The sequence below is a fragment of the Nonomuraea sp. LP-02 genome, from assembly GCF_036289125.1.
Taxonomy (GTDB): Bacteria; Actinomycetota; Actinomycetes; order Streptosporangiales; family Streptosporangiaceae; genus Nonomuraea; species Nonomuraea bangladeshensis.
In genome coordinates, this window is the sequence record NZ_JAXCLK010000001.1 from 4048317 (window position 1) to 4064357 (window position 16041).

Below are 16041 nucleotides of genomic sequence, written 5' to 3' on the forward strand. Positions count from 1 at the left end.
CGATGACGCAGGCCCCTCCCCCGGCCCCGGCGCAGCCCCCTCCCCCGGCCTCGCCCATGGTGCCGGCCGCGCCGCCGCCCCCGCCGAGGCGGCGCAACGTGCCCGGCCGCGTCCGCACCCTGACCGGCGTCACCGCCGCTGCGCTCGCGCTGCTGTTCACGGCGCTGGCGGTGGGCAGCTCCAGCGCCCGCGACGGCCTTCAGGTCATCGGCCGCGACGCCGGGCCGCAGGTCGTCGCCACCGCGGGCCTCTACCTGGCGCTCAGCGACATGGACGCGCAGGTCGCCAACGCTCTCCTGATGGGCAACGGGTACGCCGGACGCCGCGCCGACGCCCTCGCCCGCTACGAGAGCCGCCGCTCCGAGGCCAACCAGGCGCTGCTGAAGGCGTTCCAGCTCTCCGGCGACGACCCGGCCGAGCGGCGGACCGTGCAGTCGGTGCTGGACGGGCTCGGCCGCTACGAGCGGCTGGCCGGGCAGGCCCTGCTGCTCGACGAGCGCGCCGGGCACGCGCCTGGCCCGCCGCCGGCGGAGGTCGTGGCGACCTACCGGCAGGCCACCGACCTCATGCGGATGGTGCTGCTGCCGCAGGCGTACAACCTGACGCTGGAGAACGGCACCATCGTGCGCCGCACCTACGACGACAAGCAGCTCATGCTGCCGCTGCTGCGGGCCGCGGTGGTGGTGGCCGGGCTGCTGGCGCTGGGCTGCCTGCTGGCGCTGCAGATCTTCCTGGCCCGGCGCTTCCGCCGGGTGTTCGGCCCCGCGCTGCTGGTGGCGACGGCCACGACCGCACTGGCGCTGGTGTTCGGGTCGAACGTGCTGAGCCAGGACCAGGACGCGCTGCGCGAGGCCAAGAAGTCGTCGTTCGACTCGGTGCTGACGCTGGCGAGGACGCGGGCGATCAGCAACAGCATGCAGGGCGACCAGAGCCGCTATCTGCTGGACAAGGAGCGGGCCGACACCTACGAGCACACGTTCCTGGACAAGTCGCAGTCGCTCTTCTACGTCCCCGCGGGCAACCTGGAGACCTACCAGGCCAAGGTGACCAAGGGCGAGACGAAGGTGCTCGGCCTGCTCGGGCCCGAGCTGATCGGCCCGCGCGGCAGGGACGTCGCCACCGCCTTCGCCGGCTTCCAGGCCGCCGACGCCGACCTGCGCAAGCTGGCGCTGGCCGGACGGGACAACGGCGCGGTGGCGGCCCGGCTCACCACGTCCACGCAGGCCTTCGACGCCTACGACCGCGCGGTGGTGGCGCTGGCCGGCCAGCACGAGGCCGACTTCGAGCGGGCCATCGGCCGCGGCGAGAACGCCCTCGACAACCTGTGGCGGCTGCTGCCCTTCGCGATCGGCGGGATCGGCCTGCTGCTGGTCGCCGGGGTGTGGCCTCGACTCAAGGAGTACCGGTGAAGCGGGTGCTGGCGGTGACGGCGGCCCTGGTGGCCGCGCTGGCGGCCGGAGGCTGCGCGAGCGGCGAGGTCGAGTCGATCGTCGACAAGGACGACCTCGTCATCGCGGTGCGGCCGGACCTGCCCTCGGTCGGGTTCCGCAAGGCCGACGGGACGTTCGAGGGCTTCGACGTGGACGTGGCCCGCTACCTCGCCCGCAAGCTGGGCAAGGGCGTCACGTTCATGCCGGCGCTGGCGGCCGACCGGGACAAGGTGCTGCTCGACGGGCGGGCGGACATGGTGGTGGCGACGTACACGATCGACCAGGACCGCAAGGCCAAGGTGCTGTTCGCGGGGCCGTACCACATCTCGTACCAGGACATCCTGATGCGGCCCGACGAGACGTTCAAGAACGTGCGCGACCTCAAGGGGCGGCGGATCTGCCAGGTCAAGGGGTCGAACGCGGCCGAACGCGTCACCGAGGAGCGCAAGGTCGCGGCGCAGCTCGTGCCGTTCGACGACTACGCGCAGTGCCTGGTGGCGCTGAAGAGCCGGCAGGTGGACGCCGTCACCACCAACGACGTCATCCTGGCGGGCCTCGCCATGCAGGACGGCTCGGGGCTGCGGCTGGCCAACGCCCAGTTCAACGAGCAGCGCACGGGTGTCGGGCTGCGCAAGGGCGACGTGCCCGGCTGCGAGGAGGTCAACCGGGCGATCATCGACATGTACCAGGACGGGACGGCGTCGAAGCTGCTGCACAAGTGGTTCGGCAAGTCGGGGCTGCACCTCGGCACGATCGCGGTGCCGCAGTTCGAGGGCTGCTCCTGACGGCTGCTCCGGAAGCGGCGAGCGGGCCGGGGCTCGACGCCCCGGCCCGCTCTCCCGCCCTCCGGCCGCTCAGTCGAGGTAGTCGCGGAGCATCTGCGCCCGCGTCGGGTGGCGGAGCTTGGCCAGGGTCTTCGACTCGATCTGCCGGATGCGCTCCCGCGTGACCCCGAACTCCCTGCCCACCTCCTCCAGCGTGCGGGGATGCCCGTCGGCCAGCCCGAAGCGGAGCTGGATGATGCGCTGCTCCCGGTCGGACAGCGTCGCCAGGATGTCGTCGAGCTGGTCCTGCAGCATGATGAAGGCCGCGGCCTCCATGGGCACGACGGCGTCGGCGTCCTCGATGAAGTCACCGAGGTCGGAGTCCTCCTCGCCGATCGGCGACTGCAGCGACACGGGCTCCTGGGCGATGCGCTGGATCTCCACGACCCGGTCGACCGGGAGGTCCATCTCCTTGGCGATCTCCTCGGGGATGGGCTCGCGGCCGAGGTCCTGGTGGAGCTGGCGCTGGACCCTGACGAGCTTGTTGATGGTCTCCACCATGTGGACCGGGATGCGGATCGTCCGCGCCTGGTCGGCGATGGCCCGGGTGATCGCCTGCCTGATCCACCAGGTCGCGTACGTGGAGAACTTGTAGCCCTTGGTGTAGTCGAACTTCTCGACGGCCCTGATGAGGCCGAGGTTGCCCTCCTGGATCAGGTCCAGGAACAGCATGCCGCGGCCGACGTACCGCTTGGCGATCGACACCACGAGCCTGAGGTTGGCCTCGATGAGGCGCTGTTTGGCCCGCGTGCCCTGCCAGACGAGCTCCCTGAACTCGGGGAAGGCCAGGCGCGAGACCCCACCGGCAAGCTTGTCCTCGGCGAACAGGCCGGCTTCGATCGACTTGGCGAGCTCCACCTCCTCCTCGGCGGTCAGCAGCGGCACCCGCCCGATCTCCCGCAGATAGATGCGGACCAGATCGCTGGTCGGCGCCCGCTTGCCTACGTCTTCCTCATCGGCGCGGGTGGATTCCTCGTCGCCCTGGGGCTCAAGGACCTCCACGCCGTTCTCGGCGAGCATGCGCACGACGCGCTCCAGCGCGTCGGACGGCAGCTCGGATCGGTCAAGCGCGGCTGCGACGTCATCGACGGTTACGCTCCCGCGCTCCCTTCCCTTCGCGACGAGGTCCGCCACCTGAAGATCTACCGATGGCGGTCCGCTTGGCAGCACCGATGCACCCACGGGAGACAGTCTGCAGTATTGGTTCCGTCAAATGGCAGACCCATTTTTGTCACCGAAGGTAAGACCTCCGTCCTTACCGAATTGAGATCGGAATTAGGTTTGGCCGGAGTTTGATCAGGAAAGTAAAGCCAATTACGCGATCAGCATTCTCGCGCCCGGCGGGCCCCTCCGGCCGGACGCGACTCTTTCGCTGCCCGGAGCCCGTTGTCCACCCGCTTTGTCGCACGCTGGACCGCGCCAGGTTCCCGGGCCAACCGCCCGGGTTTGCCGCTTGGATTCGCGACCGAACCGTTATCTTCGCCCAGCCGGACGATCAGCTTCCGGGGTCAGCTTCCGGGGTCAGCTTCCGGCGGCGCGCTCGCGCAGCACCCGGCGCTGCTGCTCCAGCGCCACCAGCTCGCCGAACAGCTTGTTGTACTCCTGCTGCTCCTCCACCGGGTTGAGCCGCTGGATGCGCGACTTGACCTGGGCGATGGCCCGGTCGACCGCGATGGCCTCGATGGCCGCCAGCATCGCCGCCGCGTAGCGCTCCTCGGCGTGCGCGTCGGCCTGGATCGGCTCGACCGCGAACCGGGTCACCAGCGCCCGCGCGCCCTCCTCGTTCGCGTGCTCCAGCAGCAGGTCGACCCACTCCCGGCCGCCGTGACCGGCCGCCGCGAGGCCGCCCGCGGCGGCCACCACGCGGTGCAGGGCGACGTGGTCGGGCGCGGTGAACGCCTGCGGGTCGAGGGCGTCGAAACGCGGCCCCAGCAGCGCTGGACGCTGCACGGCCAGCTTGAGCAGCTCGGCCTCCACCCGGACGCCGGGATCGACCGGCGCCGCCTGCGGGGCGCGCTGCGGGCGGCCCTGCTGCGCCCCGGCGACCGCCGCGATGCGCTGCATGACGAACCGCTCGTCCATGAAGCCGAGCCAGCGGTCGAGGTCGATCGCGTAGCGCTTGCGCAGCCCGGCGTCCTTGATGCCGGCCACGATGGGCGCGGCGGCGTCGAGCGCGGCGATCTTGCCTTCGTTGCTGCGCAGGTCGTAGCGGGAGATCGTGCTCCTGATCGCGAACTGGAACAGCGGCTCGCGGCTCGCGACGAGGTCGCGTACGGCCGCGTCGCCCTGCTTGACCCGCAGGTCGCACGGGTCGAGCCCGTCGGGCTGCACCGCGACGTAGGTCTGCGTGACGAACTTCTGCTCGTCGGCGAACGCGCGCAGCGCCGCCTTCTGCCCGGCCGCGTCGCCGTCGAAGGTGAAGATGACCTCGCCGCGGAACTCGGCCTGGTCGAGCAGGAACCGGCGCAGGATCTTGATGTGCTCCTCGCCGAACGACGTGCCGCAGGTGGCCACCGCCGTCGGCACCCCGGCGAGATGGCAGGCCATCACGTCGGTGTAGCCCTCGACGATCACCGCCTGGCTGCGCTTGGAGATCTCCCGTTTAGCGAGGTCGATCCCATAAAGCACCTGGCTCTTCTTGTAAAGCGGCGTGTCAGGCGTATTGAGATATTTCGGCCCGTCGTCGGAATCGAGCAACTTCCGCGCGCCGAAACCGATCACGTCGCCCGTGGCGTCCCTGATCGGCCAGATCAGCCGGCCGCGGAAGCGGTCGATCGGCCCGCGCCGCCCCTCCTTGGCCAGCCCGCCCTTGACCAGCTCGTCCGCCGAGAAGCCGCGGCCCAGCAGGTGCCGGGTCAGCGCCTCCCACTCGTTGGGCGCGTAGCCCACCCCGAAGGTCTCGGCGTCGGCCCGCTCGAAGCCCCGCTCCGACAGGAACCGCCGCCCGGCCGCCGCCTCGGGGGCGAACAGCTTGCCCGCGTAGAACTCGGCCGCCGCCTTGTGCGCCTCGATCAGCCGGGCCCGCTCGCCGTGGTCGCGCTTGGGGACGTAGCCGCCCTGTTCGTACTGGAGGTGGATGCCGGCCCGCTGCGCCAGCCGCTCGACCGCCTCGCCGAACGACAGATGCTCGATCTTCTCGACGAACGTGATGACGTCGCCGCCCTCGGAGCAGCCGAAGCAGAAGTACATGCCGCGCTCGGGCGTGACGTTGAACGACGGCGACTTCTCGTCGTGGAACGGGCACAACCCCTTGAGGTTGCCGCCTCCGGCGTTGCGCAACTGGATGTGCTCGCCGATGACCTCGGCGATGGGAGAGCGTTCGCGCACGAGCGCGATGTCGACGTCACGGATCCGGCCAGCCACGCCGGTGAGTCTATGCCGCCCCGCTGACGTTCCCCGCACCTGCCGCCAGAATGGGCTCACCCCCGCGGGAGATCGCGGTAAAGCGGCTCGGCGGGGGCTCCCGGTCGGCTACAAAGGTAAAGGTTGTTCGTGGAAGCGGTGACACGGGTGGAGATCATGCGATCGGGGCATCTCGGACGATGGGCGGCGGTCGCGGGCGCCGTGCTGCTGACGGGCGCCTGCTCGCAGGCGACCGGGCTGGCGGGCGTGAGCGCCAAGTCGCCCACCACGGCCCCGTCCTCGGGCACGCCGGCGGCCACCGCGACCGTCCCGGGCCCCACGCCGTCGGCGCAGCACCAGGCCGCCGCGGAGCAGCCGCCGCAGGGCGGCGACCCGGTCAGGGTGCCGCCGCCCAAGCTGTCGAAGTACGCCTACACCTTCCCCGTCAAGGGCTGCAAGACGAGCTACCAGCGCAAGCTGCTGGTGCTGCCCAAGACGACGATCTGGGCCAAGCAGGGCTGCGAGTTCGTGGCGCCGGTGGACGGCGTCGTGGACGAGGTCAACGTCCAGAACGGGTGGTCGCCGGCCAGGGACGAGGGCTGGACGCGGGAGGGCAGGTTCGTCACGGTCATCGGTGACGACGGTGTGCGCTACCTCGGCGGCCACCTCGACTCGGTGGCCGCCGACGTCAAGCCGGGCCTGCGGGTGAAGGCCGGCCAGGTGCTGGGGAAGGTGGGCCGCTCGGGCAACGCCCGCGACACCGGCGCCAACCTCTACTTCGCGATCTCGTGGAAGACCGGCCCCGCCTACTGGTGGGTGCGCCGGGGCATGGTCGAGCCGTGGGACTACCTCGACGCCTGGGCGAAGGGCAACCGCACGCTCTCGCCGCGCGAGGAGACGCTGAAGCTGCGCGCCAAGCTGGGCGAGACGCCGGCCTGCACGGTCCAGTGCGCCGGGCGGGCGCAGCCGCCGACGCCCAGCAAGACCCCCCGGCCCACCCCGCGCAAGACCGCCGAGAAGAAGGACGAGATCCCGGACAAGGAGACGCTCAACCCGACGACAGTTCCTTAGGGTCGACGACCGCGCCCGAGCGGATGAGCTCCTGGATGCCGTCCGCGACGTCCCAGACGTTGACGTTCATGCCGGCGACCACCCGGCCGTCGCGCAGCCAGTACGCCACGAACTCCAGGCCGTCCACGTCGCCCCGCCAGACGACCTCGTCGTAGCCGTCGATGTGGCCGGAGAACTCCATGCCGAGGTCGTACTGGTCGGTGTAGAAGTACGGGATCAGGTCGTGGACGACCTCCTGGCCGAGCATCGAGCGGGCCGCGGCCGGCCCGCCGTGCAGGGCGTTGGCCCAGTGCTCGACGCGCAGGTGGCGGCCGTACAGCGGGTGGAAGGACTCGGCGACGTCGCCGGCGGCGTACACGTGGGGGTGTGAGGTGCGCAGGCCGGCGTCGGTGCGGACGCCCTGGCCGACCTCCAGGCCGGCCTCGCGGGCCAGCTCGACCTCGGGCGTGGCGCCGATGCCCGCGACGACGAGGTCGGCGGTGAGCCGCTCGCCCGAGCTGAGCCGCACGCCGGTCGCGGTGACCTCGGCGGCGGAGATGCCGAAGCGCAGGTCGACGCCGTTGCGGGCGTGCAGGCGGGCGAACACGCCGCCCACCTCGGGGCCGAGCACCCGGTGGAGCGCGGTGGGCTCGGGCTCGACGACGGTGACCTCGCAGCCGGCCGCGCGGGCCGCCGCGGCCGTCTCCAGGCCGATCCAGGAGGCGCCGATGACGACGACGCGCTCGGCCCGCGCCAGGCGCTCCCTGATGGCCTCGCTGTCGGCCAGGGTGCGGAGGTAGGCGGCCGGGCCGGGCAGGCGGCGTGGGGTGGCCCCGGTGGCGATCAGGAGCTTGTCGTACGGCTGGCGCGAGCCGTTGCCGAGCCGGACCACATGGTGCTCGGGTTCGATGCGGGTGACCCGCATGCCGAGACGGAGGTCCACGGCGTTGTCGGCGTACCACTCGGGGGCGTGGACGAAGACGGCCTCGCGCTCGCTCCTGCCCTGGAGGTAGTCCTTGGACAGGGGCGGCCGCTCGTAGGGCCGTTCGCTCTCCGCGGCGAACAGCACGATCTCACCGTCGAAGCCCTCTTCCCGCAACGTCTGCGCGGCCTTGGCCCCGGCAAGCCCGCCGCCGACGATCACATATGTGGCCATGGGCGCAGTATCCGCCCCGGGCGGGATTCGGGGAAGCGCATCGGGTCACCGGGTGAGCCGCCGGTGCCAGGCGACCGCCGAGGTGTCGGTGAGCGAGGCGATCTGGTCGATGACGACCCGGACGCGGGCGGCGTCGTCGGCCGCCTCCAGGAACGCGGGCCGGAAGGCGGGCTCCAGCGTGCCGGGCGCGCCGAGCGTGATCAGCGAGGCGAGCTCGGTGATGAGGTCGCGCTGGCGGGCCTGGTTGGCGTTGTGGTCCTCGGTGGTCATGACGTAGTGGGCGGTGACGCCCTTGAGCAGCGCGCACTCCAGCCGGGTGGCGTGCGGGACGACCAGGTCGGCCCGGTGGCGGGCGCTGCGCATCTCCTTCGTGGCGGCCTGGGCGGAGCGGCAGAAGCGGCCGATGAGGCCGCTCGTGAGCGCCTTCAGGCCGGCCAGCTCGGGCAGGCTGCCGGTGAAGCGGCGCGGCCAGAGGGGGTCGGCGACGAGCTTGCCGAAGACCTCCTCCAGCTCGTTGAGATCCGCGCCGGGGGTGTACCAGGTGCGGGTGGTCTCGCAGACGAGCCTCCGCTCGGCAGGCGAGTGCAGGGCCTCGGGGACGACGTGGCCCGAGTGCAGGGCGTCCTCCAGGTCGTGCACCGAGTACGCCACGTCGTCGGCCCAGTCCATGATCTGCGCCTCGAAGCTGACCCTGCCCTCGGGGGCGCCCTCCCTGATCCACTTGAAGACCGGCAGGTCGTCGTCGTACACGCCGAACTTGGCGCCCTTGTCACAGGTCCACGGGTACTTCACCGAGGCGTCGAGCGCGGCCCTGGTGAGGTTGAGCCCGGCGCTGCGGCCGTCCTCGGTGAGGACCTTGGCCTCCAGCCGGGTGAGCAGGCGCAGGCTCTGGGCGTTGCCCTCGAAGCCGCCGCAGGGGGCGGCCAGCCGGTTGAGCGCCACCTCGCCGTTGTGCCCGAACGGCGGATGGCCGAGGTCGTGGGCCAGGCAGGCGGTCTCCACCAGGTCGGGGTCGACGCCGAGGGTGGCGCCCATCTCGCGGCCGACCTGGGCGCACTCCAGCGAGTGCGTCAGCCGGGTGCGGGGGATGTGCTGGCCGCCGCCGAGGGCCTCGCCGGGGCCGACCACCTGGGTCTTGGCGGCGAGCCTGCGCAGGGCGGCGCTGTGCAGCACGCGGGCGCGGTCGCGTTCGAACGCGGAGCGTTCAGGATTGCCGGGAGGTTCCGGAACCCAACGCTCCTGGTCGTGCTCATCGTAGTGCGGCATTGGTTCGACGATTTTATCCAGTTTCATGTCTCCGCTAGTGTCAAGCCTCGCGAGAACCCCTTCCCCGGGAGTCCTTCCCCATGACCACAGCGTTCCGAGCGGTGCTGGCCTTCACTTTGCTCGCCGGCTTCTACCTCCTGGTCGGCCTCGTCCTGGCGGCCGCGGTGTTCTTCGACGTCCTGCTCATCGTCGACTTCGGTGCGAACACCCTCAAACTGGCGGTGGTGCTCACCCTGGCCGCGGGCGCGCTCGTACGGGCCCTGGTCATGGTGAGCCGCCGCAAGGACGGCGAGCAGCCGGGCGTGGCCGTGGGCCGCGAGCACGAGCCGGTGCTCTGGCAGCTGGTCGAGGATCTGGCCCGGCGAGTGCGCACCGCGCCGCCGGACGAGATCAGGCTGGTCGCCGAGGTCAACGCGGCGGTGTCGGAGGACACCCGCTGGCTGGGGCTGCGGGCGACGCGGCGGCGCATGTTCATCGGGCTGCCGCTGCTCCAGCAGCTCACCGTGGACGAGATGCGCGCGGTGCTCGGGCACGAGCTCGGCCACTACAGCGGCGCCCACACCCGGCTCGGCGCGCCCGTCTACCGGGGCCGGGTCTCGCTCATCGCGACCGTGCAGGGGCTGGGCGGCCACCCGTTCATCCAGAAGCTGTTCACCTGGTACGCCAAGCTCTACCTGCGGGTCTCCCAGGCCGTCTCACGCCGGCAGGAGCTGGAGGCCGACCAGCTCGCGGTGGCGATCGGCGGCCGGCAGGCCATGGCGGGGGCGCTGACCAAGCTGCACGCGACGGTGCTGGGCTGGGACATCTACGTCAACGGTTACCTGTCGCTGGCCGGCGCCGGCGGCGGGCGGCCGACCGCCGTGTTCGGCGGCTTCCAGCGGATGATGAGCGACCCGGAGCGGCAGGCCCAGATCGCGAAGCTGAGGGCCGAGCCTGAGGAGGTCTCGCCGTACGACTCGCACCCCGGCCTGGCCGAGCGGCTGGCCGCCATCGAGCGCCTGCCCGAGCCCGAGCACGTCCCCGACCCGCGCCCGGCCCTGGCCCTGCTCATGGACGCCAACGTGGCCGCGCAGGCGGTCGAGAACTCCATGTGGACGCCCGAGGCGCTGGCCGCGCTCCGCCCGGTGGACTGGGAGGAGCTGGTGGCCCAGGGCATGTACGCCGGCCGCAACGCCGAGGCGCTGCACGACCTCGCGGTGGCTGGGCAGCGGGTGATGGGGTCGCCGCAGCCGTACCTGGACGCGGCCTTCGAGGCCATCGCGCGGGGCCGGCAGGCCGAGCTGGAGGCGCGGCTGCTGGAGCTGGGCTGGAACCCGTCGGAGACGCTGCTGGCCGGGGTGCTGGGGCAGGCGCTGGAGGCGGTGCTGATCCAGCTCGGCCAGGCCCGGTGGACGCTGTCGTGGTCGGGGCCCGCCCGGCTGCTCTACGACGACGGCGAGGAGGTGGCGCTGTCGGAGTACGCGGCCCAGGTCGCGGCGAGCCCGGAGGCGGTGGCGGGGCTGCGGCGGTGGCTCGGCGACCACGGCATGCGGCACGACTACGTCCCGGTCGAGCAGCCCGCAACCCCTCAACCGCCCGCCGTCCAGCAGCCTCCCGTCCAGCAGTCGCCCGCCGCGCAGCAACCGCCTGCTCTCACCCCGCAGGGCTGACCCGGCGGAGGGGACCGGGACCGTGCGGCCCCCTCCGCCGCCGGCTCAGCGGGTGTCGGAGTCGGTCTCGCTCAGCGCCGCCCGGCCCGCCTCCAGCCGTGCCACCGGGATACGGAACGGCGAGCAGGAGACGTAGTCCAGGCCCACCTCGTGGCAGAAGTGCACCGAGTCGGGGTCGCCGCCGTGCTCGCCGCAGATGCCGAGGTGCAGGTCAGGACGGGTGGCCCGGCCCTCCTGGACGGCCATCTCGACCAGCCGCCCGACGCCCTCCCTGTCCAGGGTCTCGAACGGCGACACGCCGAAGATGCCGAGCTCCAGGTAGCGGGAGAAGAACGCGGCCTCGACGTCGTCCCGGGAGAAGCCCCAGGTCATCTGGGTGAGGTCGTTGGTGCCGAAGGAGAAGAACTCGGCCGCCTCGGCGATCTGGCCGGCGGTCAGCGCCGCCCTCGGAGTCTCGATCATGGTGCCGACGAGCGCCCCGACGCCGACCTCCGCGAGGATCCTGACCGCTTCCTCGCGTACGGACTCCAGCTCCTGCACGGTCGCCACCAGCGGGATCATGATCTCCGGGCGCGCGCCGGGCACCTCCTTGGCGGCCTGGGCGATGGCCCGCACCTGCATCGCGAACAGCCCGGGGATCACCAGCCCGAGCCGGACGCCGCGCAGGCCCAGCATCGGGTTCTGCTCGTCCAGGCGCTTGACGGCGGCGAGCAGCGCGCGGTCCTTGTCGGTGGGGTTCGCCGAGGTCGCGATCTTGACCGACAGCTCGGTGATGTCGGGCAGGAACTCGTGCAGCGGCGGGTCGATCAGCCGGATCGTGACCGGCGCGCCCTCCATCGCCTGGAAGATGCCCACGAAGTCGGACTTCTGCAGCGGCTCCAGGGCGTCCAGCGCCGCCTGGCGCCGCTCGTCGGTCGAGGCCAGCACCAGGTCCTCCACGAGCTGCCGGCGCTCGCCGAGGAACATGTGCTCGGTGCGGCACAGGCCGATGCCCTCCGCGCCGAAGCGGCGGGCGCGGGCGGCGTCCTCGGGGGTGTCGGCGTTGGCCCGCACGCCGAGCCGGCGGCCGGCGTCGGCGTGGCGCATGATCCGGTCCACCGCCTTGACCAGCTCGTCGGCGGGCTCGGCGCCCTCGAAGTACTCGACCACGGCCGAGGCCACGACCGGCACCTCGCCGAGGAACACCTCGCCGGTGGTGCCGTCGATGGAGATCACCTCGCCTTCGGCGACGACGACGCCGCCGGGCGCGGTGAACCTGCGCTCGGCCGTCGAGACCTCCAGCTCCTCGGCGCCGCACACGCACGTCTTGCCCATGCCGCGGGCGACCACGGCGGCGTGGGAGGTCTTGCCGCCACGGCTGGTGAGGATGCCCCTCGCGGCGATCATGCCGGCCAGGTCGTCGGGGTTGGTCTCGCGGCGTACGAGGATGACGTCCTCGCCCTGCCCGGCCAGCTCGACGGCACGTTCCGAGGAGAAGACGGCCTTGCCGACGGCCGCGCCCGGGGAGGCGTTCATGCCCTTGGCGATCCGCTTCTTCTCGGCGCCGTGGTCGAAGCGGGGGAACATGAGCTTGGCGAGCTGGTCGCCGGTGACGCGGGTGACGGCCTCGTCGAGGGTGATGAGGCCCTGGTCGACCAGCTGGGTGGCGATGCAGAACGCGGCCGCGGCGGTGCGCTTGCCGACCCGGGTCTGCAACATCCACAGCTTGCCGCGCTCGATGGTGAACTCGATGTCGCAGAGGTCCTTGTAGTGCGTCTCCAGGACCTCCATGATCCGGACGAGCTCGTCGTAGGAGGTCTTGTCGAGGCGTTCGAGCTCTTCGAGGGGGATCGTGTTGCGGATGCCCGCGACGACGTCCTCGCCCTGGGCGTTCTGGAGGTAGTCGCCGTAGATGCCCTGGCGGCCGGTGCCGGGATCGCGGGTGAAGGCGACGCCGGTGCCGGAGTCGTCGCCGTAGTTGCCGAAGACCATCGCCATGACGTTGACGGCGGTGCCGAGGTCGGCGGGGATGCGCTCCTGCCGGCGGTAGAGGATGGCGCGCGGGGCGTTCCAGGAGTCGAAGACGGCGTTGATGGCGAGGCGCATCTGCACGCGGGGGTCGGTGGGGAAGTCCTTGCCGGTCTGCTCGCGGACGATGCCCTTGTACGTCTCCACGAGCCGCTGCAGCTCGCCCGCGTCGAGGTCGGTGTCCTGGCGGCGGCCCTTGACGGCGTCGAGCGCGTCCTCGAACAGGTCGCCGTCGATGCCGAGGACGGTCTTGCCGAACATCTGGATGAGGCGTCGGTAGGAGTCCCAGGCGAAACGCTCGTTGCCGCCGGCCTGCTTGGCGAGGCCGTGCACGGACTCGTCGTTGAGCCCGATGTTGAGTACGGTCTCCATCATCCCCGGCATGGAGAACTTGGCGCCGGAGCGCACGCTGACGAGGAGAGGGTCGTCGGCCTGGCCGAGCTTCCTGCCCATGCGCCCTTCGAGCGCTTCGAGGTGCTCGGCGACCTCCCGGTCGAGACCGTCGTGGACGGCGCCTTCCGCCAGGTAGTGGCGGCACGCCTCCGTGGTGATCGTGAATCCGGGGGGAACGGGCAGCCCGAGATTGGTCATCTCAGCCAGGTTCGCGCCTTTACCGCCGAGAAGACCCTTGAGATTCCTGTTGCCCTCGGTGAAGTCGTAAACGTACTTGGCCACCACAGCTCCAATCCAACACGCGTCTGATCCGGACTCTACCGGCGAAATTGATGATGAAACTGCACTCCTTCCTCAAGTCCCTGTTTATGCAGGTAAACGGCTTGTAAGAGGTCTAATCCAATTGTACGGCTGCATTGCCAGAAATTGGTTTATACCAATTGGTATAAACCAATTCTTGCGGAAAGGGGGAGGCGGGCACAGAATCGGATCGCCCCGTGGTGGCGACGGTGTTCGTACCGGGTCTTCTTCACCGGCGCTTTCGCGGAGCCGCCCGTGAGACGGCCCGGATTGCTCGGCGCCGCGCTCTTCGCGGCCGCCCGCTGCGCGGGCGTGGGCGATCCGCCGGCCTGCGTCAGGCGGTGGGAAGGGGCAGGGGCGGTGCCGCTGGCCGGGACATGCCTGTCGGCGTCCGGATTCGGGGACGCTTTCCCTGCCGAGCCGACGCTCAGGCCCTTCGTCACGTCCTGCCAACGGCGGTGCCGCACGCGCTGGTCCTCGCGTGGCGGCACACCAAGTGCCTCGGAGAAGCGGAGCGCGTCACGCTGCTCGCCGGAACGACGTGAGAGCACGAGGCGTACGCACCGCGCGCCGCTCGGAGAGGCCACCAGAAGGGCCCACGGGAGAGGCCACCGGGAGGGGCGTCGCGCGGGGCCACCGTGCAGGGCCGCCGGGAGGGGCCGCCGTGCAGAGCCCGCGCGCGAGGCCGCGCGGGGGCGCCGGACGGTGCTGCAGGGCGAGGCCGCTGGGCCGAGGCACCGCGCCGGGCCACAGGGCGGAAGCGCCGCGCGCGACCGCAGGGCGGAGCTGCAGGGAGGGGCCCGTCGCGCGAGGCCGGGCGGGGGCGTGACGGCCTGGCGGGGCTGTGCGTGGCGCCGACAGGGCCGTGCGGGGGTGCCGGGCGGGGCGCCTTTCTGGTGCTGCCGGGGAGGGCGCGCTGGGTCTGTCGGGGAGGGCATGCTCCCGATCGGCCTGTGCGGCCGGCCTACGCGGCTGCCAGCCCGAAGCGCGGCCGAGCGTGTCGGCGGTCAACCGTGCGACGTGGCCCACCGTGTCGGCGGCCGACCCCCAGCGCGGCCCACCGTGTCGCGGCCGGCCCACAAGCGTCGCGGGCGGCCCGCGTGCTGCCGGCTGTGTCGGTGGAGGTCTGTCAGGTGGTGGTCGTGTCGCCGGGGGCGGCCTTCCCCCCTCGTCCGGGCGTTGTGCCGCGGGCGAGGGGGCAAGGAGGCCAGATCAGTCGTTGAGGTGCTGGCGCAGGTAGGACTCGACGCCGTCGATCGCGATGCGCTCCTGCGTCATGCTGTCGCGCTCGCGGATCGTCACCGCGTGGTCCTCAAGGGTGTCGAAGTCGACGGTGATGCAGAACGGCGTGCCGATCTCGTCCTGGCGGCGGTAGCGGCGGCCGATGGCGCCGGCGTCGTCGAACTCGACGTTCCACCGGCGGCGGAGCTGCGCGGCCAGGTCGCGGGCCTTCGGCGACAGGTCGGCGTTGCGCGAGAGCGGCAGCACGGCGGCCTTGACCGGCGCGAGCCGGTGGTCGAGCCGCATGACCGTGCGCTTCTCCAGCTGGCCCTTGGCGTTGGGGGCCTCGTCCTCGCTGTAGGCGTCGAGCAGGAACGTCAGCGTGGCCCGGTCGACGCCCGCCGCCGGCTCGATGACGAAGGGGACGTAGCGCTCCCCGGTGTCCTGCTCGAAGAAGCTGAGGTCGACGCCCGATGCCTTGGAGTGGGCGGTCAGGTCGAAGTCGGTGCGGTTGGCGACGCCCTCCAGCTCACCCCACTCCGAGCCGGTGAAGTTGAAGCGGTATTCGATGTCGACGGTGCGCTTGGAGTAGTGGGACAGCTTGTCCTTGGGGTGCTCGTACAGGCGCAGGTTGTCCTTGTTGATGCCCAGGTCGGAGTACCAGCGGTAGCGCTCGTCGATCCAGTACTGGTGCCACTCCTCGTCGGTGCCCGGCTTGACGAAGAACTCCATCTCCATCTGCTCGAACTCGCGGGTGCGGAAGATGAAGTTGCCCGGCGTGATCTCGTTGCGGAACGACTTGCCGATCTGGCCGATGCCGAACGGGATCTTCCTGCGCGCGGACTGCTGCACGTTGAGGTAGTTGATGAAGATGCCCTGGGCGGTCTCGGGCCGCAGCCAGGCGAGGCCGGACTCGTCCTCGACCGGGCCGAGGAAGGTCTTGAGCAGGCCGCTGAACTGGCGGGGCTCGGTGAAGGTGCCCTTGTTGCCGCAGTTGGGGCAGGTGATGCCGGCCAGGCCGCCCTCGGGCTCGGCGCCGTGCTTCTCCTCGTACGCCTCGACGAGGTGGTCGGCGCGGAAGCGCTTGTGGCAGGACATGCACTCGGTGAGCGGGTCGGTGAAGGTCTCGACGTGGCCGCTGGCCCGCCACACCTCGGGGGCCAGGACGACCGAGGAGTCGAGGCCCACGACGTCCTCGCGGGCCTGGACCATCGACAGCCACCACTGCCGCTTGACGTTGTTCTTCAGCTCGACACCCAGCGGACCGTAGTCCCACGACGCGCGCAGTCCGCCGTAGATCTCGCTCGACGGGTAGACGAGCCCGCGGCGCTTGGCGAGGCTGACGATGGTGTCCATGACGTCGGTGCGTCGTGCCATTTTGGTTGGTTCTCTTTCCGGCTGGA

At 71.3% G+C, this 16041-nt stretch carries 10 protein-coding genes; 4 read left to right on the forward strand and 6 right to left on the reverse strand.

Annotated features, from left to right (window positions below; translation table 11 throughout):
- The first annotated feature begins 2 nt into the window (after positions 1-2).
- Both SMD20_RS18750 and SMD20_RS18755 read left to right on the forward strand, forming a co-directional pair.
- Positions 3-1409, forward strand: coding sequence for a hypothetical protein (locus SMD20_RS18750; RefSeq protein WP_329592596.1), 1407 nt, complete (start codon positions 3-5; stop codon positions 1407-1409).
- On the forward strand, positions 1406-2215 hold the full coding sequence (locus tag SMD20_RS18755; RefSeq protein WP_329582629.1) for a transporter substrate-binding domain-containing protein: 810 nt from the start codon (positions 1406-1408) through the stop codon (positions 2213-2215). Before SMD20_RS18750 ends, SMD20_RS18755 begins: the two co-directional genes overlap by 4 nt.
- Positions 2216-2284: 69 nt before the next feature.
- Here SMD20_RS18755 and rpoD read toward each other — a convergent pair whose 3' ends face one another.
- Complete coding sequence (gene rpoD / locus SMD20_RS18760; protein WP_091083570.1) at positions 2285-3424, reverse strand: RNA polymerase sigma factor RpoD; 1140 nt, start codon at positions 3422-3424, stop codon at positions 2285-2287.
- A 351-nt stretch (positions 3425-3775) separates the two neighbouring features.
- Positions 3776-5617, reverse strand: a complete 1842-nt coding sequence (dnaG, locus tag SMD20_RS18765) for a DNA primase (RefSeq protein WP_329582631.1) — start codon at positions 5615-5617, stop codon at positions 3776-3778.
- Between the two features lie 129 nt (positions 5618-5746).
- Between dnaG and SMD20_RS18770 the strand changes: the two genes are divergently transcribed.
- Positions 5747-6667 carry a M23 family metallopeptidase gene (locus SMD20_RS18770; protein WP_329582632.1) on the forward strand — a complete coding sequence of 307 codons (921 nt, stop codon included), beginning with the start codon at positions 5747-5749 and terminating at the stop codon, positions 6665-6667.
- Here the strand turns inward: SMD20_RS18770 and SMD20_RS18775 are convergent.
- Entirely contained in the window at positions 6645-7802 is a 1158-nt protein-coding gene (locus SMD20_RS18775) for an NAD(P)/FAD-dependent oxidoreductase (RefSeq protein ID WP_329582634.1), read from the reverse strand. The two genes, SMD20_RS18770 and SMD20_RS18775, sit on opposite strands and share 23 nt — an antisense overlap.
- Positions 7803-7847: 45 nt before the next feature.
- On the reverse strand, positions 7848-9068 hold the full coding sequence (locus tag SMD20_RS18780; protein ID WP_329582636.1) for a deoxyguanosinetriphosphate triphosphohydrolase: 1221 nt from the start codon (positions 9066-9068) through the stop codon (positions 7848-7850).
- A gap of 80 nt (positions 9069-9148) precedes the next feature.
- Between SMD20_RS18780 and SMD20_RS18785 the strand changes: the two genes are divergently transcribed.
- The gene (locus SMD20_RS18785) at positions 9149-10717 is read left to right on the forward strand and encodes a M48 family metallopeptidase (RefSeq protein ID WP_329582637.1); all 1569 of its coding nucleotides are present in this window, start codon (positions 9149-9151) and stop codon (positions 10715-10717) included.
- Positions 10718-10762: 45 nt separating this feature from the next.
- Here SMD20_RS18785 and ppdK read toward each other — a convergent pair whose 3' ends face one another.
- Both ppdK and SMD20_RS18795 read right to left on the reverse strand, forming a co-directional pair.
- Positions 10763-13399: a pyruvate, phosphate dikinase gene (ppdK, locus tag SMD20_RS18790; RefSeq protein ID WP_329582638.1), complete on the reverse strand. Its 2637-nt coding sequence runs from the start codon at positions 13397-13399 to the stop codon at positions 10763-10765.
- Between the two features lie 1230 nt (positions 13400-14629).
- Entirely contained in the window at positions 14630-16015 is a 1386-nt protein-coding gene (locus tag SMD20_RS18795) for a glycine--tRNA ligase (protein ID WP_329582639.1), read from the reverse strand.
- Positions 16016-16041: the final 26 nt, after the last annotated feature.

What these genes read in the sequence shown, in the direction of transcription:
- SMD20_RS18750 (WP_329592596.1), top strand. Translation starts at nt 3, where the DNA reads ATGACGCAGGCCCCTCCCCCGGCCCCGGCGCAGCCCCCTCCCCCGGCC.
- SMD20_RS18775 (WP_329582634.1), bottom strand. Translation starts at nt 7,802, where the DNA reads ATGGCCACATATGTGATCGTCGGCGGCGGGCTTGCCGGGGCCAAGGCC.
- SMD20_RS18780 (WP_329582636.1), bottom strand. Translation starts at nt 9,068, where the DNA reads ATGCCGCACTACGATGAGCACGACCAGGAGCGTTGGGTTCCGGAACCT.
- SMD20_RS18785 (WP_329582637.1), top strand. Translation starts at nt 9,149, where the DNA reads ATGACCACAGCGTTCCGAGCGGTGCTGGCCTTCACTTTGCTCGCCGGC.
- SMD20_RS18795 (WP_329582639.1), bottom strand. Translation starts at nt 16,015, where the DNA reads ATGGCACGACGCACCGACGTCATGGACACCATCGTCAGCCTCGCCAAG.